This is a genomic window from Actinokineospora fastidiosa (assembly GCF_014648415.1).
GTDB lineage: Bacteria > Actinomycetota > Actinomycetes > Mycobacteriales > Pseudonocardiaceae > Actinokineospora > Actinokineospora fastidiosa.
Genome location: NZ_BMRB01000001.1, coordinates 1,979,292 through 2,001,026 on the forward strand (window position 1 = coordinate 1,979,292; position 21,735 = coordinate 2,001,026).

Annotated in this window: 19 protein-coding genes; 17 read left to right on the plus strand and 2 right to left on the minus strand. The window is 73.1% G+C overall.

The window, feature by feature from the left end; genetic code table 11:
• Window positions 1-24 precede the first annotated feature (24 nt).
• The 5 genes from IEY98_RS09550 to IEY98_RS09570 all read left to right on the plus strand — a co-directional run bounded on the left by IEY98_RS09550 (window position 25) and on the right by IEY98_RS09570 (window position 6,678).
• Window positions 25-1,164, plus strand: a complete 1,140-nt coding sequence (locus tag IEY98_RS09550) for an ABC transporter ATP-binding protein (protein WP_189209844.1) — start codon at window positions 25-27, stop codon at window positions 1,162-1,164.
• Window positions 1,161-1,799 (plus strand): ABC transporter permease, encoded by a 639-nt coding sequence (locus IEY98_RS09555; RefSeq protein ID WP_189209845.1) that lies wholly within the window; start codon window positions 1,161-1,163, stop codon window positions 1,797-1,799. Before IEY98_RS09550 ends, IEY98_RS09555 begins: the two co-directional genes overlap by 4 nt.
• Complete coding sequence (locus tag IEY98_RS09560; RefSeq protein ID WP_189209846.1) at window positions 1,796-2,482, plus strand: ABC transporter permease; 687 nt, start codon at window positions 1,796-1,798, stop codon at window positions 2,480-2,482. Before IEY98_RS09555 ends, IEY98_RS09560 begins: the two co-directional genes overlap by 4 nt.
• 12 nt (window positions 2,483-2,494) lie before the next feature.
• A complete protein-coding gene (locus IEY98_RS09565) occupies window positions 2,495-3,409 on the plus strand; it encodes an ABC transporter substrate-binding protein (RefSeq protein ID WP_189209847.1) in 915 nt (304 codons plus the stop codon).
• A 134-nt stretch (window positions 3,410-3,543) separates the two neighbouring features.
• Window positions 3,544-6,678, plus strand: coding sequence for an NACHT domain-containing protein (locus IEY98_RS09570; RefSeq protein WP_189209848.1), 3,135 nt, complete (start codon window positions 3,544-3,546; stop codon window positions 6,676-6,678).
• A 50-nt stretch (window positions 6,679-6,728) separates the two neighbouring features.
• Here IEY98_RS09570 and IEY98_RS09575 read toward each other — a convergent pair whose 3' ends face one another.
• Entirely contained in the window at window positions 6,729-8,633 is a 1,905-nt protein-coding gene (locus IEY98_RS09575; RefSeq protein WP_189209849.1) for a M28 family peptidase, read from the minus strand.
• An 81-nt stretch (window positions 8,634-8,714) separates the two neighbouring features.
• On the minus strand, window positions 8,715-9,500 hold the full coding sequence (locus IEY98_RS09580; RefSeq protein WP_189209850.1) for an IclR family transcriptional regulator: 786 nt from the start codon (window positions 9,498-9,500) through the stop codon (window positions 8,715-8,717).
• A 67-nt stretch (window positions 9,501-9,567) separates the two neighbouring features.
• Here IEY98_RS09580 and IEY98_RS09585 point away from each other — a divergent pair, with 67 nt between their 5' ends.
• The 12 genes from IEY98_RS09585 (at window position 9,568) to IEY98_RS09640 (ending at window position 21,695) form a co-directional block, all read left to right on the plus strand.
• Window positions 9,568-10,059: a SigE family RNA polymerase sigma factor gene (locus tag IEY98_RS09585; protein WP_189209851.1), complete on the plus strand. Its 492-nt coding sequence runs from the start codon at window positions 9,568-9,570 to the stop codon at window positions 10,057-10,059.
• Entirely contained in the window at window positions 10,056-11,054 is a 999-nt protein-coding gene (locus tag IEY98_RS09590) for a hypothetical protein (RefSeq protein WP_189209852.1), read from the plus strand. Before IEY98_RS09585 ends, IEY98_RS09590 begins: the two co-directional genes overlap by 4 nt.
• A gap of 70 nt (window positions 11,055-11,124) precedes the next feature.
• On the plus strand, window positions 11,125-12,639 hold the full coding sequence (gene hutH, locus IEY98_RS09595; RefSeq protein ID WP_189209853.1) for a histidine ammonia-lyase: 1,515 nt from the start codon (window positions 11,125-11,127) through the stop codon (window positions 12,637-12,639).
• Window positions 12,640-14,277 (plus strand): urocanate hydratase, encoded by a 1,638-nt coding sequence (gene hutU, locus IEY98_RS09600; RefSeq protein WP_189209854.1) that lies wholly within the window; start codon window positions 12,640-12,642, stop codon window positions 14,275-14,277. It abuts the gene before it with no gap.
• On the plus strand, window positions 14,274-15,473 hold the full coding sequence (locus tag IEY98_RS09605; protein ID WP_189209855.1) for an allantoate amidohydrolase: 1,200 nt from the start codon (window positions 14,274-14,276) through the stop codon (window positions 15,471-15,473). The genes hutU and IEY98_RS09605 overlap by 4 nt, the downstream gene beginning before the upstream one ends.
• Window positions 15,470-16,747, plus strand: a complete 1,278-nt coding sequence (locus IEY98_RS09610) for a formimidoylglutamate deiminase (protein WP_189209856.1) — start codon at window positions 15,470-15,472, stop codon at window positions 16,745-16,747. The genes IEY98_RS09605 and IEY98_RS09610 overlap by 4 nt, the downstream gene beginning before the upstream one ends.
• A complete protein-coding gene (hutI, locus tag IEY98_RS09615; RefSeq protein WP_189209857.1) occupies window positions 16,744-17,904 on the plus strand; it encodes an imidazolonepropionase in 1,161 nt (386 codons plus the stop codon). Before IEY98_RS09610 ends, hutI begins: the two co-directional genes overlap by 4 nt.
• A 72-nt stretch (window positions 17,905-17,976) precedes the next feature.
• The gene (locus tag IEY98_RS09620; protein WP_189209858.1) at window positions 17,977-18,288 is read left to right on the plus strand and encodes a hypothetical protein; all 312 of its coding nucleotides are present in this window, start codon (window positions 17,977-17,979) and stop codon (window positions 18,286-18,288) included.
• A complete protein-coding gene (locus IEY98_RS09625; RefSeq protein ID WP_189209859.1) occupies window positions 18,288-19,514 on the plus strand; it encodes a hypothetical protein in 1,227 nt (408 codons plus the stop codon). Before IEY98_RS09620 ends, IEY98_RS09625 begins: the two co-directional genes overlap by 1 nt.
• The gene (locus IEY98_RS09630; protein ID WP_229786703.1) at window positions 19,511-19,945 is read left to right on the plus strand and encodes a hypothetical protein; all 435 of its coding nucleotides are present in this window, start codon (window positions 19,511-19,513) and stop codon (window positions 19,943-19,945) included. The genes IEY98_RS09625 and IEY98_RS09630 overlap by 4 nt, the downstream gene beginning before the upstream one ends.
• Window positions 19,946-19,980: 35 nt before the next feature.
• On the plus strand, window positions 19,981-20,973 hold the full coding sequence (locus tag IEY98_RS09635; RefSeq protein ID WP_189209860.1) for an aldo/keto reductase: 993 nt from the start codon (window positions 19,981-19,983) through the stop codon (window positions 20,971-20,973).
• Complete coding sequence (locus tag IEY98_RS09640; protein WP_189210168.1) at window positions 20,967-21,695, plus strand: MBL fold metallo-hydrolase; 729 nt, start codon at window positions 20,967-20,969, stop codon at window positions 21,693-21,695. The genes IEY98_RS09635 and IEY98_RS09640 overlap by 7 nt, the downstream gene beginning before the upstream one ends.
• The last annotated feature ends 40 nt before the right edge of the window (window positions 21,696-21,735 follow it).

Here is a 21,735-nt window from a genome sequence, read left to right on the forward strand (position 1 = left end):
GCCGTCCCGACCCGAGGGGCCCGGGTGATCGAGTTCCAAGCCGTGTCCAAACGCTATCCGGACGGCACGGTCGCGGTGGACGAGCTGACCCTGACGGCCGAGGACGGCCGGGTGACCGTCTTGGTCGGACCGTCCGGGTGTGGCAAGACCACCTCGCTGCGCATGATCAACCGGATGATCGAGGCCACCTCCGGCACGATCCGGCTGATGGGCGAGGACATCCGCGAGAAGGACCCGGCGCTGCTGCGCCGCGGCATCGGCTACGTCATCCAGCACGCGGGGCTGTTCCCGCACCGCACGGTGATCGACAACATCGCCACCGTCCCGGTGCTGACCGGCGCGACCCGCCGCGCCGCGCGCAAGCGGGCCGAGGACCTGCTCACCACCGTCGGACTGCCCGCCGAACTGGGCCGCCGCTACCCCAAGCAGCTCTCCGGCGGGCAGCAGCAGCGCGTCGGCGTCGCCCGCGCGTTGGCCGCGGACCCGCCGGTGCTGCTGATGGACGAGCCGTTCAGCGCCGTCGACCCGATCGTGCGCGAGGACCTGCAGGACGAGCTGCTGCGGCTGCAGTCCGAGCTGGGCAAGACCATCGTGTTCGTCACCCACGACATCGACGAGGCGGTCAAGCTCGGCGACAAGGTCGCGGTGATGCGGGTGGGCGGTCGGCTGGCCCAGTTCGACACGCCCGCCGCGCTGCTGGCCGCGCCGGTCGACGACTTCGTCAGCTCGTTCGTCGGCCGCGACCGCGGCTACCGCGGGCTCGGCTTCCTCGACGCGGCGGAGATTCCCCTCGGCCCGGTGTCCACCGTCCCGGTCGGCACCGCCGTCGCCGAGGCGCGGGGGATGCTCTCGCAGGCGGGCTGGGCGGTGGTGGTCGACGGCGAGAACCGCCCGCTCGGCTGGGTTTCCGCCGACCTTCTCGCCACAATGGACGGTGAGATCGGGCCGGACGGCCTGGTCTCCGGCGGCTCGCTGTACGAAGTGGACTCTGACTCAGCTGGCACGGCGGGCTCGCTGCGCAACGCGCTCGACGCCGCGCTCAGCTCGCCGTCGGCGTGGGGCATCGCGGTCGACAAGAGCGGCGCCGTGGTGGGCGGGGTGGACGCGGCGAGCGTCATCGACGCGCTGGCCAAGGCGCGCCGCTCGGGCGAGGTCCCGACGTGACCTGGGTGGTCGACCACCTCGGCGACCTGGGGCGGGTCAGCCTCCGGCACCTGTGGCTGGCGTTGGTCCCGGTCGCCGTCGGGCTGCTGATCTCGCTGCCGCTGGGGTGGGCCGCCGCCCGGTGGCGGGCCGCGCGGGCGGTCCTGGTGCCCGCGGCGGGGCTGCTTTACACGATCCCGTCGCTGGCGCTGTTCGTGATGATGCCGCTGATCATCGGCACGCAGATCCTCGATCCGCTCAACGTGCAGGTCGCGCTCACCATCTACACCGTGGCCCTGCTGGTGCGCGCGGTCTCCGACGCGCTGACGGCGGTGCCGGAGTCGGTGACAGCGGCGGCGACGGCGATGGGCTACCGCGGGGTCGGGCGGTTCTTCGCCGTCGAACTGCCCCTGGCGGTGCCGGTGCTGGTGGCGGGGGTGCGGGTCGCGGCGGTGTCGAACATCAGCCTGGTCAGCGTGGGCGCGCTGATCGGCGTCGGCGGGCTGGGCGCGTTCCTCACCGAGGGCTACCAGCGCGACAACTACGCCGAGATCATCGCCGGGATCGTGCTGATCGTGCTGCTGGCGCTGATCGTCGACGCTCTGCTCGCCGTGCTCGGCCGAGTGCTCGCCCCGTGGGCAAGGGAGCGCGCGTGAACATCTTCCAGCAGGTCTGGGCCTGGCTGACCGATCCGGCGAACTGGACCACCACGTTCGGCACGCCCGGCATTCCGCAGCGGCTCGCCGAGCACCTGCAGTACACCGTCGTGGCGGTTGCCATCGCCGCGCTGATCGCCGTCCCGCTGGGCGCGTACATCGGGCACACCAACCGCGGCGTGACCGTGGTCGTCGGCCTGGTCAACTCCTTCCGCGCGCTGCCCGAACTGGGCCTGCTCATCCTGCTGGTGCTGTCGATGGGCGTGCTGCTCGCGGTGGAGGCGCTGACGATCGCCCTGGTGCTCGTCGCCGTGCCGCCGCTGCTGGCGGGGACGTACGCGGGCGTCCGCAATGTCGACCGGTCCGTTGTGGACGCCGCGCGCGGGATGGGCATGCGCGAGTGGGACGTGCTGCGGAAGGTGGAGCTGCCCAACGCGCTGCCGCTGGTGTTCGGCGCGCTGCGCACCGCGACGCTGCAGGTGATCGCCACCGCCAGCATCGCGGCGTTCGTGTCCCTCGGCGGTCTCGGCCGCTACGTCATCGACGGCCTGGCCTTCCGCGAGTTCGAGCAGATGGCCGGTGGCGCCGTCCTCATCGCGCTGCTGGCCGTGGCCGTCGAACTTGCCTTGACCGGCGTGCAGTGGCTGGTGGTCTCACCGGGGCTGCGCACCAGAACCAAGTGAGGAGATCCCCCAATGAAGCGCGCACTCGCGGGCCTGGCGGCGGTGACCGCCATGACCCTGACCGCCTGCGGAGGCTCGGCGGACCCGCTGTCGAACGCGTCCACCACCACCGGCACGCCCGCCCCGGCGGGCACGATCACCGTCGGGTCGGCGAACTTCCCGGAGAGCACGCTGCTCGCCGAGATCTACGCGCTGGCGCTGGAGGACAAGGGCGTCACGGTCAACCGCAAGCTCAACATCGGCAGCCGCGAGACCTACTACCCGGGCCTGCAGGACGGGTCGATCGACCTGATCCCGGAGTACACCGGCGTCCTGCTCAACCACGTCAGCGCCGCCGCGGGCGCGACGGAGTCCGAGGCGGTCTACACCGCGCTGCAGTCCGCGCTGCCGCCGGAGCTGACGGTGCTGGAGAAGTCGGCGGCGGAGAACAAGGACGCCGTGGTCGTCACCCGCGCCACCGCCGACGAGCGCGGCCTCAAGACGATCGCCGACCTGGCCAAGTCCGACGACGTCGTCTTCGGCGGCCCGCCGGAGTTCCAGCAGCGCCCGGACGGCATCCCCGGGCTGCAGGAGAAGTACGGCCTGAAGATCAAGGAGTACAAGTCCCTCGACGTCGGCGGCCCACTGACCGTCGACGCCCTCAAGACCGGCGCGGTGACCGCGGCCGACCTGTTCACCACGGACCCGGCCATCGAGGCCAACGACTTCGTGGTGCTGGAGGACCCGGAGGCCAACTTCGCCGCCCAGAACGTCGTCCCGCTGATCAACAAGTCCAAGGCGACGCCGGAGGTGACCGAGGTGCTGAACGCCATCTCGGCCAAGCTCACCACCGAGACGCTGATCGAGCTGAACAGCAAGCTCAACGCCCCCGACAAGCCCGACGCCGCCAAGGTGGCCCGGGAGTGGCTGACCTCGGTCGGTCTCTGAGGTTTCCAGGCAAACGCGAGGTCGTCGAGGTGGCCCGGGAGTGGCTGACCTCGGTCGGTCTTCGAGGTTCCGCGAAACCGGCCCCGCGTCCCGTCTGGGGCGCGGGGCCGCGCGCATGGTGGATCATCTGACGGGTGATCGCCGAAGGTGCGTTGAAGATCGGCCAGTCGGTGGCCAAGCAGCTCGCCCTGCACTGGTTCGCGGAGCGGAAGGCCGACAGCAGGCGCGGTCGGGACCTGACGCGGCTGATCCGCGCCCGCTTCCCGGTCCGCAGGCAGGAACGCGACGTGCTCGACTCGCTCCTGCGCATCGAGGATGACGTCGCCGAGCGGCTCGCGCCCGAACTCGCCCGCCTCGGCCATGGCCTGCCGGAGAACGAGAGGGAGGCCGCGCTGCTGGCGGTCTCCGACGCGCTGGAGGACGCCGACCTCTCCGACGCCGCGCTGTTCGCGGTCGACCTCGACGCGGGCGCGCTGGCGCGGGCGGTGCGGGAGCAGCAGCCGGTCGACCGGGCGGGCCTGTCGGCGAGGGCGCAGCGGTTCTCCGACGCCGCCCTCGACCGGGCGTGCATCGTCCTGGTGCACCTGACCCGCGAGCTGCCCGAGTTCGACGCCGCGGTGGCGGTGGAGACGCTGGGCAGGCTCCGGACCGTGTTGGAGGGCGTGGAAGAGCTGCTGGAGCGGGTGCCCGCGCCGTCGGCACCACGCGGGCAGGCGCTCGACGACGAGTTCCGGTCCCGCTACCTGGATCGGGTCGTCCGCTCGTACAACAAGCTCGACGTCATCGGGCTGACCACGCACTCGTTCCAGCCTCGGACAACGTTGAGCGTGGCCTATCTCAGCCTGTCGGCCACGACCGACAACAAGCGTCCTCGGCGGGCGCAGTACGAGGAGCGGTGGTTCCACCGGGACACCGTCCAGCACCACCCGGGCGAGAATCTTCGCGTCGAGGCCGCGCTGGATGACAGCAGGTTGACCGTTGTCCGCGGAGAAGCCGGGGCGGGCAAGTCGACGCTGCTCCGGTGGCTCGCGGTCAACGCCGCGCGGTCGGGGTTCACCGGGCAGTTGCAGGAGTGGAACGAGTGCGTGCCGTTCCTCGTGAAGCTGCGCGACTTCTCGACCGACCGGCTCCCGCGCGGTGACGAACTGCTCGACCAGCCGAGTTCGCCCCAGTGCGGTCCCGTGCCGGAGGGGTGGGTGCACCGCCAGTTCGAGTCGGGCAAGGCGCTGCTGCTGGTCGACGGCGTCGACGAGCTGGTGGCCAAGCGCCGCCCGGCCGTCCGCGCCTGGCTGGGCGAGCTGCTGGCCAGCTACCCGGACGTGCGGGTCGTGGTGACGTCGCGGCCGACGGCGGTAACGCCGAAGTGGCTGGTCCACGAGGGATTCCGGTCCATCGTCCTGGAACCGATGACGCCCGGGGACGTGCGGATCTTCCTGCGCCGGTGGCATTCGGCGCTGCTGGACTCGGCGCCCGACGCCGAGCTGCTGCCGTGCCGCCGCGAGGAGGTGCCGCAGTACGAGCGCGCGCTGCTGTCGCAGTTGCAGACCCACGCGCACCTGCGGGCGCTGGCGCGGAGCCCGCTGCTGTGCGCGATGTTGTGCGCGCTCAACCTGGACCGGCGGTCGAGGCTGCCGCGCGATCGGGTCGCCCTGTACTCGGCGGCGCTGGAGATGCTGCTGGAGCGCAGAGACGCCGACCGCAGCGTGGTCGGGGAGATCCAGGCGTCGGTGAACGAGAAGCTGGAACTGCTGCAGGTGCTGGCCTGGTGGCTCAACGAGAACGGCCGCGCCGAGATGAGCCGGGAGCAAGCGCTTGCGCGGCTGGCCGAGCGGCTGCCCGGGATGCCGAACCTGCAGGACGACGCCGAGACGCTGCTCGTCCACCTCGTCGAGCGCAGCGGGGTGATCCGGCAGCCCGCGGAGGGCCGGATCGACTTCATCCACCGGACGTTCCAGGAGTACCTGGCCGCGCGCGAGGCCGTCCACCGCGACAGCATCGACCTGCTCGTCCGCCACGCGTCCTCGGACCTCTGGCGCGAGACCGTGATCATGGCGTGCGCGCAGGGCAGCGCCGAGCAGCGGGGCCGCCTGCTCGCCGGCATCATCGACGCCGCGGACAAGCGGAAGGCCCGCCAGCTCGTCCTGGTGGCGGCAGCGTGCAAGGAGACCGCGATCCTGGCGCCGCCGGAGGTGCTGGCCCGCGTGACCGACCGCGTCCAGCGGGTCATCCCGCCGCGCAACGTCCGCGAGAGCCGTTCCCTGGCCGCCGTCGGCGAGTCGGTCCTTGCCTACCTCCCGGACACCGTGTCCGAACTGACCGCGGCCCAAGCGGCGGCCTGCGCGCGGACGGCGGCGCTCGTCAACGGCCCGCGGGCCATCGAGGTGTTGCGCGGGTACGCGGACGATCCGCGCCCGGAGGTCCTGGCTGAACTGGTCCGCGCCTGGCAGTACTTCGACCCGGAGTCCTACGCGCGTCAGGTCTTGGCCGACGCGCCCCTCGCCGAACACCGCGCGGAGGTGCCTATCGGCGCGGTTCCTCAGTTGCACCTGCTGCGGAACCTTCGCAAGTGCATCGTGAATCTCTGGATGGACGATGACGCCGCCGGTAGTGTGTGTTCGCTCAGTGGCCTGACTAGGCTCACTGACCTTTGGCTGGTGGGCAAGTCGGCGCCGAAGTCGCTCGCGGAACTGGTCTCGTTGCAGAACTTGAAGACCTTGTGGATAAGTATGTTTCGCGACTGGCCCTCGGAGTTGCCCTTTCTCGCAGAGCTTCCTCGATTGCGGTATTTTGGGTTGGCGGAGTCTCACGGGGTCGAGGACTTCTCGTTCCTCCGGGCGCTCTCGAACCTCAGGGCTCTTTGGATCACACACAGCGGTTGGTCCCGGTGGGTGGACCAAGTCGCTGAACCGGAGAAAATTGACGCGACAGCTTTGGCGTTGCTCAGCGGCAGTCGCGAGTTGGCCAGGGCAACCGAGCGGTTCGGCAATCTCAGCGATCTGGCGCTCCAGGACGCCGAGGCGCTAAGTGATCTTCGCCCGTTGCGGGCACTGCCCTTGGAGGAGTTGAGTCTCGACCACTGCGGTTATGTCGATCTACGCGGCCTCGCCGCACATCCGACGTTGAGGGCCATCAGTATCGATGGACGATCCAAGATCGACCTGACGCCGCTCGCCGACATGAACGTCACAGTCACCCTTCACGGACCTGACAGCGCCGTGGGCGTGGAGAATCTGGGGCCAGGTGTCCGGGTTCGTCGGGTGCGCCGCTGAACGACGGTGGGCCCGGACTTGTTGTCCGAGCCCACCGTCTCAGCCCACGCCTACCAGGCCCTCGGCGTCGTGCTTGCCGAGAAGTACCCGAACCGGGTCACGGTCAGGGTGTAGGTGGTGGTGCCGGTGGCGCCATCGGCGGCGGTGGCCGTGATGGTGATGCGGTGGGTGCCGGTCGGCGTCTGGAAGTTGGTGAACAGCCAGACGTCGCTGGCGCCGCCCTGGGCGATGGTGCGGGGGTTCCAGTAGACCTGGGTGCCCGCGGGGACACCGCTCGCGGACAGGGTCAGGGCGCCGGTGCCGCCCGTCGCGGTGACGCGGGTCTGGGCGAGTTGGCCCTGCGAGACCGTGCCGGTGGACGGGGACGCGCTCACCTGCACGTCGTCGGTGGGCGGGTCGTCGCCTTCGACCGTCAGCGACACCTGGGCGTTGACCTGCTTGCCGGTGTGGTCGGTGCCGGTCACCGTGACGGTGTGGGTGCCCGGCGCCGCCGAGGTGGAGGCGACGAAGGTGAGCTTGGCCTCCGAGCCGACCGCGACCGACGTCGGCTGGAAGGTCGCCTGGACGCCCGAGGGCAGGCCGGACGCCGACACGCCGATCATCCCGCCGTTGCCGGTCACCAGCACCTGGGTCGAGGTGTTGGCGCCCGCGGCCACGGTGAGGCCGCTCGGGTTGACCGCGATGCGGAAGTCCGCGGGCGGCGGGTCGTCGGGGCGGATGGTGAGGGTGAGGTCGGCGGACACCGCCTTGCCCGCCGCGTTGGTACCCGTGACGCGCACCGGGTAGCTGCCGGTGGCGGTGTCCGGGCTCGCCGAGACCGTCAGCGTCGCGTCCGCTCCGGTGTCCACCGGGGACGGTGAGAACGCCGCGGTCGCGCCGGACGGCAGGCCCGTCGCCGACAGGGTGATCCGCTCACTGCCGCCGGAGCCCGCCGTGGTGCGGACCGTCGCGCTGCGCGAGGTGCCCACGGCGACGTCGAGCGACGCGGGTTCGACGCTCACGCCGAAGTCGGTCTGCTGGGCGGTGCCCGCCAGCGTGTAGATCGCGTACGCGGCGACGTCGGTGTGCCGGTCGAGCGAGGTGTCGTTGATGTTGCTCGTGGTGTCGCAGGAGCTGTGGTAGCAGCGGTCGTACGGCTGACCGGCCGTGCCGCCCCACTTCTGGGCCTGGGCGCTGGTCTTGGTGCCCTCCGCGCCGGAGAACGTGCCGCCGACGGGGATGCCCGCGCGGGCGAAGGCGGCGTGGTCGGAGCGGCCGCCGATGCTGGTCAGGTCCGCGTCGACGCCCTCGTCGGTGAAGCCCTGCTCCAGCAGTCGCTGCAGTTCCAGGGACCCGCTGGGCTGCCCGGACGCCGAGTACACGAAGTACGCCGGGTTGGGCGAGCCGGTCATGTCGAAGTTGAGGTAGGCGTCGATCTTCGCCTTCTCCGTCGACGACAGGCCGTTGACGTAGTTGGTCGAGCCGACCAGGCCCAGCTCCTCCGCGCCCCACCAGCCGAACCGCAGGTGCTTCTGGGGCTTCAGGTCCTGCTCGGCGATCGTCAGCGCGATCTCCAGCAGGCCAGCCGACCCGGAGCCGTTGTCGTTGATGCCGGGGCCGGAGGACACGCTGTCGAGGTGCCCGCCCGCCATGATGACGGCGTTCGGGTCGCCGCCGGGCCAGTCGGCGATGAGGTTGTAGCCGGTCGCGCCGTTCGAGGTGAACTGCAGGACCTGCGTCTGGTAGCCCGCCGCGTCGAGCTTGCCCTTGACGTAGTCCACCGACGCCCGATATCCGGGGCGGCCGTGGGCGCGGTTGCCGCCGTTGTTCTGGGCGATCGCCTGGAACTGGGCCAGGTGCGCCTTGACGTCGGAGACGGGGATGTCCGGGGCGGTGGCCGCGTGGGACGGCGCGGCCACCAGCGCCAGGGGGACCGCCGTGGCCGCGAGCGCGGCCAGCGTGGTGCGCATTCTCATGTCGGGTGTCTCCTGAGCAGGGTGTGAGGCCACAGTCGTGCTCGTATGCGCGTGCAGCAATCCGTAGGGCGGTGCGTAGCGCTACTTAATCATTGGGCGCCCGCCCACGCGCCCTGACAGCTCGGCGGCCGCGCGGATCGTCTCGGCCGCCAGCTCGGGCCACAGCTCGCCGCACTGCTCGGCGCACTCGTGGCGGAACGTGGTGCTGATCGCGGCGATCGGGTGGTCGGCGTGGTCGAGCACGGGCGCGGCGACGGAGGCGAAGCCGGGGGTGACGAAGCCGTCCTCGACCGCCCAGCCACGGCGGCGCTCCTCGGCGAGCAGCGTGCGCAGCGCGGGCAGGTGCCGGGGGCCGCGCCCCGTGCGGTCGACGAACGCCGCCCGGTTCGGGAACAGCGCCCGGACCTGCGGCACCGGCAGTCGGGCGAGGATCGCGCGCCCGGACGCGGGCAGGTGCGCGGGCAGCCGCACCCCGACGTCCGTCACCACCGTCCCGGCGTGCGGGGGCTGCTCGCGCAGCAGGTACAGGGCCTCCCGGCCGTGCAGGACGCCCAGGTGGGCGGTGTGGCCGGTGCGCGCGATCAGCCGGGCAAGCACCGGGCGGGCGAGCCGTTCCAGCGGGTCATGGCGCAGGTAGGCCGAGCCCAGCTCGAACGCGCCCAGGCCCAGCGCGTACCGGCGCTCCTCGGGCAGGTGCGTCACGAAACCGGCGTCCACCAGCTCGGACAGCAGGTGGTAGGTCGTCGAGCGGGGCAGACCGAGGTCCCTGGCCACGGTCGCCGCCGCCACCGGTCCGGCCTTGCCCGCGAGCAGGCGCAGCACCGCCAGACCCCGGCGCAGGGCGGGCACGTCGCTGCTGGCTCCCACGAAAGGGCAGAGTACGACTCAACAGAACGACCGCGCGCGGCGTTGGAGGTCCGACGAGGGGAGCGCCGTGACCTTCGAGGACTTCCTCAACCAGCGGCTGGCATCGCTGCTGCGCTACGCGACCGTCCTGACCTGCGACCCGGTGCAGGCCCAGGACATCGTGCAGGACGTGCTGGTCCGCGCCCAGCAACGCTGGTCGCGCATCGGCCGCATGGAACTGCCTGCCGCCTACGTGAAGCGGATGGTGACCAACGAGTTCCTCTCCTGGCGCCGCCGCCGCACCGACGTCGCGGTCCCGTTCGCCACGATCGACGCGCTGAGCCCCCCGGTCAGCGACCCGACCATCGTCATCGACCAGCGCGCCGCCCTGCTGGCGGGCATCGCCCGCCTCCCGCGCAAACAACGCGCCGCGGTCGTCCTGCGCTACTACGACGGCTGCACGGACGAGGAGATCGCCACCGAACTGGGCTGCTCGACAGGCACCGTCCGCAGCCACATCTCCCGAGCCGTCGCCACCCTGCGCGCCGCCATCCAGACCGAGCAGGAGCTACACCGATGAGCACCGACTTCGACCACCTGCTGCGCGACACCCTGCACGGCCTCGCCGAGCGCGCCCCCGACGAGTCCGCCGTCCGCGCCGCCCTCGGCCGCCGTCGCCGCCCCGCCTTCGCGCTGATCGCCGTGGCCGCGTCCGTGCTGCTGGTGGCGGTGACGATCCCGCTGCTGCGGGTCGGCGGCCCGGCCGACCTGCCACCGGCGGGGTTCACCCAGGTCGCCGCCCAGGAGGTCACCTTCCCCATGGAGGTGACGTGGCTGCCGCCCGGGCTCACCGAGCAGGGGCGCGGGGTGTCGGCGGGGGGGACGGCGCTGAGCCGCCACTGGCACACCGGCCCCCTCGACGCGGACGGCATGCCGGACCTCACCCTCCACGCCATGCGGCCGCCGCTCTCGCCGTCCACCGTGTGGGAATCGGTCGACCTCGGCGCGAACGGGACTGGTTTCTACGCCGAGGAGGAAGACAGGCGCATCCTCATCTGGAACACCCCGGAATGGGCCTACCAGCTCGACTCGCGCTCCGGGTTCGCCGGCCGGGAGACCATCGTGCGGGTCGCCGCAGGGGTGCGTCCTGGCCGGACCACGCCGCTGCGGACGTCGCTGGAGTTCGGGGACTCGGCGCTCGTCGCCCCGTCGGTCGCCACCTACGGGGTGCGCGGGTCGGCGACCGGCGCGCCGATCCCGTACGCCATCGGACAACCCTCCAGCGACGGTTACAGCCGGACGATCTCCGCGGAGCTGACGGAGGTGGAGCCCGACATCGGCGAGGTGGAGCTGGAGGTGACCGTGCGCGGGCAACCGGCTCGCTTCGCCACCCACCGGCCGACCGACCCCATGACGCCGACCGAGACCCTGGCGGTCGACATGGGCGGACGCTGGCTGGTCGTCCGCAACTACGCCGAGGCGCCCGACCTGGGCAGGCTGTCCACGCTGGTCCACGTCGCCGAGACCATGCGCATCGCCCCGACCGCGCCCAACGAGTGGATCGGCACCCGCTGAGTCTGGGATTCGAGACAGCTTCACCCGTTCCCGACTCGTGCCGCGCCTCCATCCCGACTGGGATGGGGGCATGCAGGAACGAGTTCTCCTCGACGGCGGTCCGCTGAGTCGGGACCAGGTCGTCGCCGTCGCTCGGCATGGGGCGGGGGTCGGGGTCACCGCCGACGCGCTGGCCGCGGTCGCGGCGACGCGGGCGCACGTCGAGCGCCTCGCCGACGCGACCACCCCCACCTACGGCGTCTCCACCGGGTTCGGGGCGCTCGCCGTGCGGCACATCCCCGCCGACCGGCGTACCGCGCTGCAGCGGTCGCTGATCCGCTCGCACGCCGCGGGCGCCGGGCCGAGGGTCGAGACCGAGGTCGTGCGGGCGCTCATGCTGCTGCGCCTGCGCACCCTGGCCACCGCGCGGACGGGGGTGCGGGCCTCGACCGTCGAGGCGATGGCCGCGATGCTCGACGCCGGGATCACCCCGGTGGTCCCCGAGTACGGCTCCCTCGGCTGCTCAGGGGATCTCGCGCCGCTCTCCGCCGCCGCGCTGGCGCTGATGGGGGAGGGCGAGGTCGAGACCAAGGAGGGCATCGTCCCGGCAGCGCAGGCGCTGCGGGAGGCGGGCATCGAGCCGGTCATCCTCGCCGAGAAGGAGGGCCTCGCCCTCATCAACGGCACCGACGGCATGCTCGGCATGCTCGCCCTAGCCCTGCACGACCTGAACATCCTGCTCGACACCGCCGACCTCACCGCGGCGATGAGCGTCGAGGCGCTGCTGGGCACCGACCGGGTCTTCGCCCCCGAACTGCACGCCCTGCGCCCGCACCCCGGGCAGGCCGTGTCGGCCGGGCGCATCCTGGAGTACCTGCGGGACTCGCCGATCGTGGCCAGCCACCGCGGCCCGGACTGCACCCGCGTGCAGGACGCCTACTCGCTGCGCTGCACCCCGCAGGTGCACGGCGCGGCCCGCGACACCGTCACCCACGCCGAGACGGTCGCAGACCGCGAGCTGGCCGCCGCCATCGACAACCCGGTGGTGCTGCCCGACGGCCGCGTGGAGTCCAACGGCAACTTCCACGGCGCGCCCGTGGCCTACGTGCTGGACTTCCTCGCCATCCCGGTCGCCGACGTGGCGAGCATGGCCGAGCGGCGCACCGACCGGATGCTCGACGTGGCCCGCTCGCACGGTTTGCCGCCGTTCCTGGCCCACGACCCCGGCGTCGACTCCGGTCACATGATCGCCCAGTACACCCAGGCCGGGATCGTCTCCGAGCTCAAGCGGCTGGCCGTGCCCGCCTCCGTCGACTCCATCCCGAGCAGCGCCATGCAGGAGGACCACGTCTCCATGGGCTGGTCCGCCGCCCGCAAGCTGCGCAAGGCCGTCGACGGGCTGGCCACCGTCCTGGCCGTCGAACTGCTCACCGCGGCCCGCGCGCTGGACCTGCGCGCCCCGCTGACCCCGGCGCCCGCGACCGCCGCCGCCGTCGCCGCCCTGCGCGGCCGCGTCCCCGGACCCGGGCCCGACCGGCACCTGGCCCCCGAGATCGCCGCGGCCGAGGACCTCGTCCGCTCCGGCGCCCTGCTGAGGAGGAACTGAATGATCCGCGCCGCCCGTGGGACAGCGCTGACCGCGCGCAGCTGGCAGACCGAGGCCGCGCTGCGCATGTTCCACAACAACCTCGACCCCGACGTCGCCGAACGCCCGGACGACCTCGTCGTCTACGGCGGCACCGGCAAGGCCGCCCGCGACTGGCCCAGCTTCCACGCCATCACCCGCGAGCTGACCGACCTGGCGCTCGACGAGACGCTGCTCGTGCAGTCGGGCAAGCCGGTCGGCGTCATGCGCACCCACGAGTGGGCGCCGCGCGTGCTCATCGCCAACTCCAACCTCGTCGGCGACTGGGCCACCTGGCCGGAGTTCCGCAGGCTGGAGGCGCAGGGCCTGACGATGTACGGGCAGATGACCGCCGGGTCGTGGATCTACATCGGCACCCAGGGCATCCTGCAGGGCACCTACGAGACCTTCGCCGCCGTCGCCGCCAAGCGCTTCGGCGGGACCCTGCGCGGCACGCTCACCCTCACCGCCGGGCTCGGCGGCATGGGCGGCGCGCAACCGCTTGCGGTCACCATGAACGGCGGTGTCGCGCTGGTCGTCGAGGTCGACCCCGACCGGGCCCGCCGCCGCGTGGAGACCCGCTACCTCGATGAGCTCGCCCTGGACCTCGACGACGCCGTCGCGCGGGTCGAGCGGGCCAAGCGCGAGGGCGAGGCGCTGTCGGTCGGCGTCATCGGCAACGCCGCCGAGGTGCTGCCCGAGCTGCTGCGCCGCGGCGTCGAGGTCGACATCGTCACCGACCAGACCTCCGCCCACGACCCGCTGGCCTACCTGCCGCGCGGGGTCGACCTCGCCGACTGGCACGACTACGCCGCCAAGAAGCCCGACGAGTTCACCGACCGGTCGCGGGAGTCCATGGCCGAGCACGTCGACGCCATGCTCGGCTTCCTCGACCGCGGCGCCGAGGTGTTCGACTACGGCAACTCGCTGCGCGGGGAGGCCAAGCTCGGCGGCTGCGAGCGCGCCTTCGACTTCCCCGGCTTCGTGCCCGCCTACATCCGCCCGCTGTTCTGCGAGGGCAAGGGCCCGTTCCGCTGGGCGGCGCTGTCCGGCGACCCGGCCGACATCGCCGCCACCGACCGGGCGATCCTGGAGCTGTTCCCGGAGAACGAGTCCCTGGCCCGCTGGATCAGGCTGGCGGGCGAGCGGGTGGAGTTCCAGGGCCTGCCCGCGCGCATCTGCTGGCTCGGCTACGGCGAGCGCCACCTCGCGGGCATGCGGTTCAACGAGATGGTGGCCTCCGGCGAGCTGTCCGCGCCGGTCGTCATCGGCCGCGACCACCTCGACTGCGGCTCGGTCGCCTCGCCGTACCGGGAGACCGAGGCGATGGCCGACGGCTCCGACGCCATCGCCGACTGGCCGCTGCTCAACGCCCTGGTCAACACCGCATCCGGCGCGTCGTGGGTGTCGATCCACCACGGCGGCGGCGTCGGCATCGGCCGCTCGATCCACGCTGGCCAGGTGACCGTCGCCGACGGCACGCCGCTGGCCGGGCAGAAGATCGAGCGGGTGCTGACCAACGACCCGGCGATGGGCGTCATCCGGCACGTGGACGCCGGGTACCCGGAGGCGGCAGCGGTCGCCGAGGAGCGGGGCGTCGTCGTCCCGATGGCGCGGTGAGCGTCGCGGCGCTGCTGGGCGCGATCTCCGCCGTCGGCGCGGACGGCAGGCGCGGCGGCTTCTCCCGGCACGGCTTCGACAGCGCCGACATGCAGCTGCGCGCCTGGTTCACCGAGGAGGCGGCGCGGCGCGGGCTGGCGGTGGAGACCGACCGCAACGGCGCGCTGTGGGCCTGGTGGGGGGAGCCGGGCGACGACGCCGTCGTCACCGGCAGCCACCTGGACTCCGTGCCCGGCGGCGGCGCGTACGACGGGCCGCTGGGGGTGGCCGCGGCGCTGGTCGCCGTGGACCTGCTGCGCGAGCGCGGCTTCACGCCGAACCGGCCGCTGGCGGTGACCGTATTCCCGGAGGAGGAGGGCGGCCGGTTCGGGCTGGCCTGCCTCGGCTCGCGGCTGATGACCGGCGCGGTGGACACCGCCGCGGCGCTGCGGCTGTCCGACCCGGACGGGGTCACGCTGGCCGACGCGCTGGCGTCGGCCGGTCTCGACCCGGCACACGTGGGCCGTGACGAGCGGGCGCTGAGCCGCATCGGGGTGTTCGTCGAACTGCACGTCGAGCAGGGCAGGGGACTGGTCGACCTGGACGCGCCGGTCGGCGTCGCGCACTCCATCCTCGCGCACGGACGCTGGCGGCTGCGGTTCACCGGCGAGGGCAACCACGCGGGCGCGACGCTGATGGCCGACCGCCGCGACCCGATGGTGCCCGCGGCCGGGCTCGTCCTCGCCGCGCGCCGGGCGGCCACCGCGATCGCGGGCTCGCGCGCCACCGTCGGGCGGATCGTGCCCGTGCCCGGCGGCACCAACGTCATCCCGTCCACAGTGGACCTGTGGCTGGACGCGCGGGCGGGCGACGACCTGCGGACCCGCGCCGTGGTGGCCGAGATCGAGGCCGCGGCGCGGGAGCTGGCCGCCGACGAGGGCTGCGCGGTGACCGTCACCGAGGAGTCCTACGGCGACGCCGTCGTCTTCGACGCCGCCCTGCGCGAGGAACTGTCCGGCGTGCTCGGCGGCGTGCCGGACCTGCCGACCGGGGCGGGCCACGACGCGGGCATCCTCGCCGCGCACGTGCCCACGGCGATGCTGTTCGTGCGCAACCCGACCGGGGTGAGCCACGCGCCGGAGGAGTTCGCCTCCGACGCCGACTGCGAGGCCGGTGCGCGCGCGTTGGCCGACGTCCTCGCCCACCTGGCGCGATGACCGCCTACTGGGCCCCGCACGCCTGGCTGCCCGACGGCATCGCCGACGACGTGCTGGTCACCGTGGCCGACGGCGTGTTCGCCTCGGTCGAGGCAGGCGCCGCGCCCGGCACGGCCACCCGGCTGCCGGGCGTGGTGTTCCCCGGGTTCGCCAACGCCCACTCCCACGCCTTCCACCGCGCGCTGCGCGGCCGCACGCACGACGGCGGCGGCACGTTCTGGACGTGGCGGGAGGCGATGTACGCGGTGGCGTCGCGGCTGGACCCGGACTCCTACTTCCACCTGGCGCGGGCCGCGTACGCGGAGATGGCGCTGGCCGGGGTGACCTCGGTCGGCGAGTTCCACTACCTGCACCACGCGCCCGGCGGCGTCCGCTACGCCGACCCGAACGCGATGGCGTCCGCACTGCGCGAGGCGGCCGCGGAGGCAGGGGTGCGGCTGACCCTGCTGGACACCTGCTACCTGCGCGGCGGCATCGGGCAGGACCTGTCGGAGCCGCAGCTGCGCTTCTCCGACGGCACCGCGGACGCGTGGGCCGAGCGGGTCGCGGCGCTGCGGCCCGGCCCGGGCTTCCTGGTGGGCGCCGCGATCCACTCCGTGCGCGCCGTGGAACCGGCGGACCTGCCGGTGGTGGGCGCGTTCGACGGGCCGGTGCACGCACACGTGTCCGAGCAGCCGCTGGAGAACAGCGCGTGCCTGGCGGCGTACGGGCGCACCCCCGTGGAGCTGCTGGCCGACGCGGGCGTGCTCGGCCCCCGGTTCACCGCCGTCCACGCCACCCACCTCACCGGACGGGACATCGGCCTGCTGAACGGCAGCGGCGTGTGCCTGTGCCCGACGACCGAGGCCGACCTCGCCGACGGCATCGGACCCGCCCGCGCCCTGGCCGACGCGGGCGTGGCGCTCTCGCTGGGCAGCGACCAGCACGCCGTCGTCGACCCGCTGCTGGAGGCGCGCGCCCTCGAACACGGGGAGCGGCTGAGCACCGGCGAGCGCGGGCGGTTCAGCCCGTCCGAGCTGGTGTCGGCCCTGACCAACCACGCCGCGCTGGGCTGGGACTCGGGCCGCATCGAACCCGGCGCGCCCGCCGACCTCGTCGCCGTCCGCATGGACACCGTCCGCACCGCGGGCTGCCTGCCCGCCCAGGCCGTCCTCGCCGCGTCGGCGTCCGACGTGGACACCGTCGTCCGCGACGGGCGCGAGGTCGTCCGCGCGGGCCGCCACGTCCTCGGCGACGTCGCCGCCCTCCTCACGACCGCGATCGGGGCACTGTGACCACCACGCTGATCACCAACATCGCCGAGCTCACCACCAACACCGCCGAACACGGCACCCTGCGCGACGCCGCGCTGGTCATCGACGGCGACCGGGTCGCGTGGGTCGGCCCCGCGTCCTCGGCGCCCGCCGCCGACACCCGCCACGACGCCGGGGGCCGCGCAGTCCTGCCGGGCTGGGTGGACAGCCACACGCACCTCGTCTTCGCGGGCGACCGCACCGCCGAGTTCGCCGCCCGGATGGCGGGCAAGCCGTACACGGCGGGCGGCATCGCCACGACCGTCGCGGCCACCCGCGCCGCCACCGACGACGAACTCGCCGCCGTCCTGCGGCGGCACGTCGCCGAGGCCGTCGCCCAGGGCACGACCTACATCGAGACCAAGACGGGCTACGGCCTGACCGTCGCCGACGAGCTGCGCTCGGCCCGCATCGCGGGCTCCGCCGCCGACGAGGTCACCTTCCTCGGCGCCCACCTGGTCCCCCCGGGCAGCGACCCGGACTCCTATGTGGACCTCGTCATCGCCGAGATGCTGCCCGCCGTCGCGCCCTATGTCGGCTGGGCGGACGTGTTCTGCGAAACGGGGGCGTTCGACGCCGACCAGTCCCGCGCGGTCCTGCAGGCGGCCGCGGCGCACGGTCTCGGCCTGCGCGTGCACGGCAACCAGCTCGGCCCCGGCCCCGGCGTCGCCCTGGCGGTCGAGCTGGGCGCGGCGAGCGTCGACCACTGCACTTATCTGTCGCAGTCCGATGTAGACGCTCTGGCTGGCTCGGACACCGTCGCCACCCTCCTGCCCGCCTGCGACCTCTCCACCCGCCAACCGCTCCCGGACGCGCGCAGACTGATCGACGCAGGCGCCACCATCGCGCTGGCGACCAACTGCAACCCGGGGTCGTCCTACACCACATCAATGGCCTACTGCGTGACCACGGCCGTGCTGCAGATGCGCCTCTCCATAACGGAAGCCGTCGCGGCCGCCACCATAGGCGCAGCGAAATCGCTCAACCGCACGGATATCGGTCACCTCGGTGTCGGTGCGCGAGCCGACGTCCACCTGATCGACGCACCGTCGATCACTCATCTGGCTTACCGGCCGGGAATTCCGCTCACGCACGCGGTCTGGCGGGCTGGAAACCCTTCCACACTGGGAAAGCGCTGACATTCCCCGGGACATCCTCTACCGTGATCACACCACGACACGTCGGGGATACTCCATGTGAGGGGCAGGCACATGAGTGGCTACGAGGTGGTGCTGGACCAACTGACCGCGGCGGGCGACGCCGCCGTCGGCGCCGGGGACCAGGCGGGGCGTGTCGACCTCGCCGAAGCCGTCGCCGACGTGCCGTCGGCGCTGCCGGGAGCTCGGTCGGCAGCGGCGATCGGGCAGGTCGCGGGCCTCTGGTCGGGGCAGGTCGCCGCGTGGCGTGACGCGGCCCGCGCCCTGGGAGAGCAGATGCGCGAGGCCGCCCGCGCCTACGCGGACAGCGACGCCGACGCCGAGCGCGACCTGCGCGTCCCGGCGAGCAGACTCGGGCCGCTCTGATGGCGGTCTACGGCCAGATCCGCGACTGGCGCCCGGAACCGCTCGACGACGCGGAGCAGGTTCTCCGGACGCGCGGCGACCTGCTCGCGGGGCTCGCCGACGACCTGGCCACCGCGGCTCGTCCCGAGCGCTGGACCGGCGCGGCGGCGGACGCCGCCGCTGAGCTCCGCCACCGCCTCACCGACGACCTGGACGTCGTCGTCATCGCCGTGCAGGCCGTGCGGCGCGCGTTGATGGCCGCGGCTGACGAGGTCATCGGGCTCCGCCACGTCGTCGGCGAGGCCGAGGAGTTGGCGCGCAGGCACCGGTTCACCATCGACGAGGCGGGCGCGGTGGCCGATCTGCCGCCGTTCGCCCCCGACCCGGGCCGCGCGCGCGTGCGCGCCGAACTGGAGGACCGCGTGCGGCTCATCCTGCGCCGCGCCGACGAGATCGACACCGCGCTGGCCGACGTGCTGGTCAAGGTCGTGCGCGGCGAGGCGGCCGCGGTCGCCGCCCCGACGATCCCCGGCCCGCCGCCGCCCCCGCCCGCCGACCCGGGCGCGGGCCCGCACGGCGTCGACCCGTGGTGGACCACCGTCGACGACCACGCCACGCACACGCTGGCCAGTCGGGCCGCCGAACTCGCCGACGCCGTCGGCCTGACCAACGCCGCCGCGCACCTCAACCACTACCTCGGCAACTCCGGCGCCCCGCTGACCGTCGACCCCGACCACATGCTGCGCGACGTCCCCACCTTCCAGGCCACTGTGGACAGCGCGACGGCGGCAGAGGTGAACCGGATCGCCGCGGACGCCGCCGCCAACGGGACCTATGGGCGGCCGGTGCAGTTCAGCACCGGCTGGCAGGGCCACTACATCCAGGCGTCGGACAACAAGGACTGGTTCTACGCGATGGGCGGGGTCCAGTACGCGGTCACCGGGGTGGCCACCGTGCAGCCGCCCGCCACGCCCGGCGGTCAGCCGATCGTGCAGATGGACTACCAGGTGCACGTCTTCGACCGCTACAACTGGGACGGCGGGAAATCGACCGAGATCGGCCCCATCACCGTCGAGGACAGCGACATGGCCGAGATGCACAGGGCGGGCGTGGCCCAGGAGTACGACATCAGCGGGTCCAGCGACCCCAGGACCTACACCGGCGAGGTCCCCGGCCCCCACCAGCTCCCCGAGCCGCCGGAGTCCCGCGACGGGACCCGGGAAGACCCCGGGCGGGGCCCGCGGTGACCCGCTGGCCCGTCATCGCCGCCGCGGCTGTCGCGGCGGCGGTGCTGGCCGTCGCCGCCGTCCTGTTCACCGCCGACCGGGAGGAACCCGTGCCCCCAGTGACCGCGTCCGAGGCCCTCGCCTTCGGCGGCGTCGTCCTGCCGCCCGACGCCGACGTGCTGGGCGTGCGCGGCGAGAAGGGCGTGGACCAGCTCTACATCCTGGCGGTGGCCGTCGAGGCGGCCGACGTGCCGACCATGCTGGCGGAGTCCGGCTTCGCCACGTCGCTGGAGCCCGGGAGGCAGGTGTACATGGCGCCCATCGACGGCCACGCGCCGGGCGCGGACGTCGCCTCCGCCCAGGACCGCCGCGGCCGGGTGATCCGCGAGGTGCTGGTCGACCGCACCGACCCGGCTCGCCCGATCGTGCACTGGTGGCTGTTCACGACGTGATGAGGCTGGAGCCGCTCCGGGGCTAGGTTGGGGTCATGGAGTACACCCACCTCGGCCGCAGCGGCCTGTCCGTGTCCCGGCTGGTGCTCGGCACCATGAACTTCGGCCCGGAGACCAGCGAGGCCGACAGCCACGCGATCATGGACCGCGCCCACGAGCACGGGATCAACTTCTTCGACACGGCCAACGTCTACGGCTGGCAGAAGGGCGAGGGGATCACCGAGCAGATCATCGGCCGCTGGTTCGCCCAGGGCGGCGGCAGGCGGGAGAAGACGGTCATCGCCACCAAGCTCTACGGCAGCATGAGCGACTGGCCCAACGACACGTTCCTGTCGGCGCTCAACATCCGCCGCGCCGTCGAGGGTTCGCTGCGGCGCATGCAGACCGACTACATCGACCTGTACCAGATGCACCACGTCGACCGGGACACGCCGTGGGAGGAGATCTGGGAGGCCTTCGGCGTGCTGCGCCAGCAGGGCAAGGTGCTCTACTTCGGCTCGTCCAACTTCGCGGGCTGGCACATCGCCCAGGCGCAGGAGGCGGCCCGGGCGCGGCACTTCCTCGGCCTGGTCAGCGAGCAGTCCATCTACAACCTGCTCACCCGCTGGGTCGAGCTGGAGGTCCTGCCCGCCGCCCGGCACTACGGCCTCGGCGTGATCCCCTGGTCGCCGCTGCACGGCGGCCTGCTCGGCGGCGTCCTGCGCAAGCAGCGCGAGGGCGGCGCGTCGCGCGGCACGTCGGGCCGCTCGGGGCAGGCGCTGGAGCAGCACCGGGACACCATCGAGGCCTACGAGAAGCTGTGCGCCGACCTCGGTGAGGACCCGGCCAACGTCGGCCTGGCCTGGCTGCTGCACCAGGAGGGCGTCACCGGCCCGATCATCGGCCCGCGCACCGTCGACCAGCTCGACGGCTCGCTGCGCGCGCTGGAGATCACCCTGGACGCGGACACGCTGTCCGCGCTGGACGAGCTGTTCCCGGCGCCCGCCCCCAACGGCGCCAAGCCCGCCCCGGAGGCCTACGCCTGGTGAGGCTCACCGTCCTCGGCAGCTGCGGCGCGTACCCGGAGCTGGGACGCGCCGCCAGCGGCTTCCTGGTCGAGCACGACGGCTTCCGCGTCGTGCTCGACCTCGGCTACGGCACGCTGCCCCGGCTCCTGCGCCACTCGCCCGACGGCGTCGACGCGGTGGTCGTCACGCACGAGCACCCCGACCACTGCGTCGACGTGCACGGCCTGTTCCGCATGTACCTCTACGGCGGGCGTACGGACCGGCTGCCGCTGTACTGCCCGCCGGGCGTCGTGCGGCGGTTGACGGGGCTGGAGCCGGAGGCGCCGCTGGACCGCGTCTTCGACATCCACCCGCTGCCGGGCGCGTACCGCCTCGGCCCGTTCGAGCTCACCGGCATGCTCCTGCCGCACCACGTGCCCAACGCGGGCGTGCGCCTGGCCGCCGACAGCGTCATCGCCTACACCGGCGACACCGGGCCCACGCCGCTGCTGGCCGACCTCGGCCGCGACGCCGACCTCTACCTCGTCGAGGCCACCGACCGGCCGGGCGAGACCGAGCAGGCCACGCGCCACCTCCTCACCTCCACCGAGGCCGCGCACTGGGCCGCGCGGGCGGGAGCCCGCAAGCTGATGCTCACCCACTTCTGGCCCGGCAACGACCGCGCCGCCGCGGTCGCCGCGGCCCGCGCGGTGTTCCCCGGCGAGGTGCTGGCCGCCGACGAGGACCTCGTCGTGTGTTGCTGAAACAGCAACGAACCTTGCCGTGGCCGCGAGAGCGCGCGGA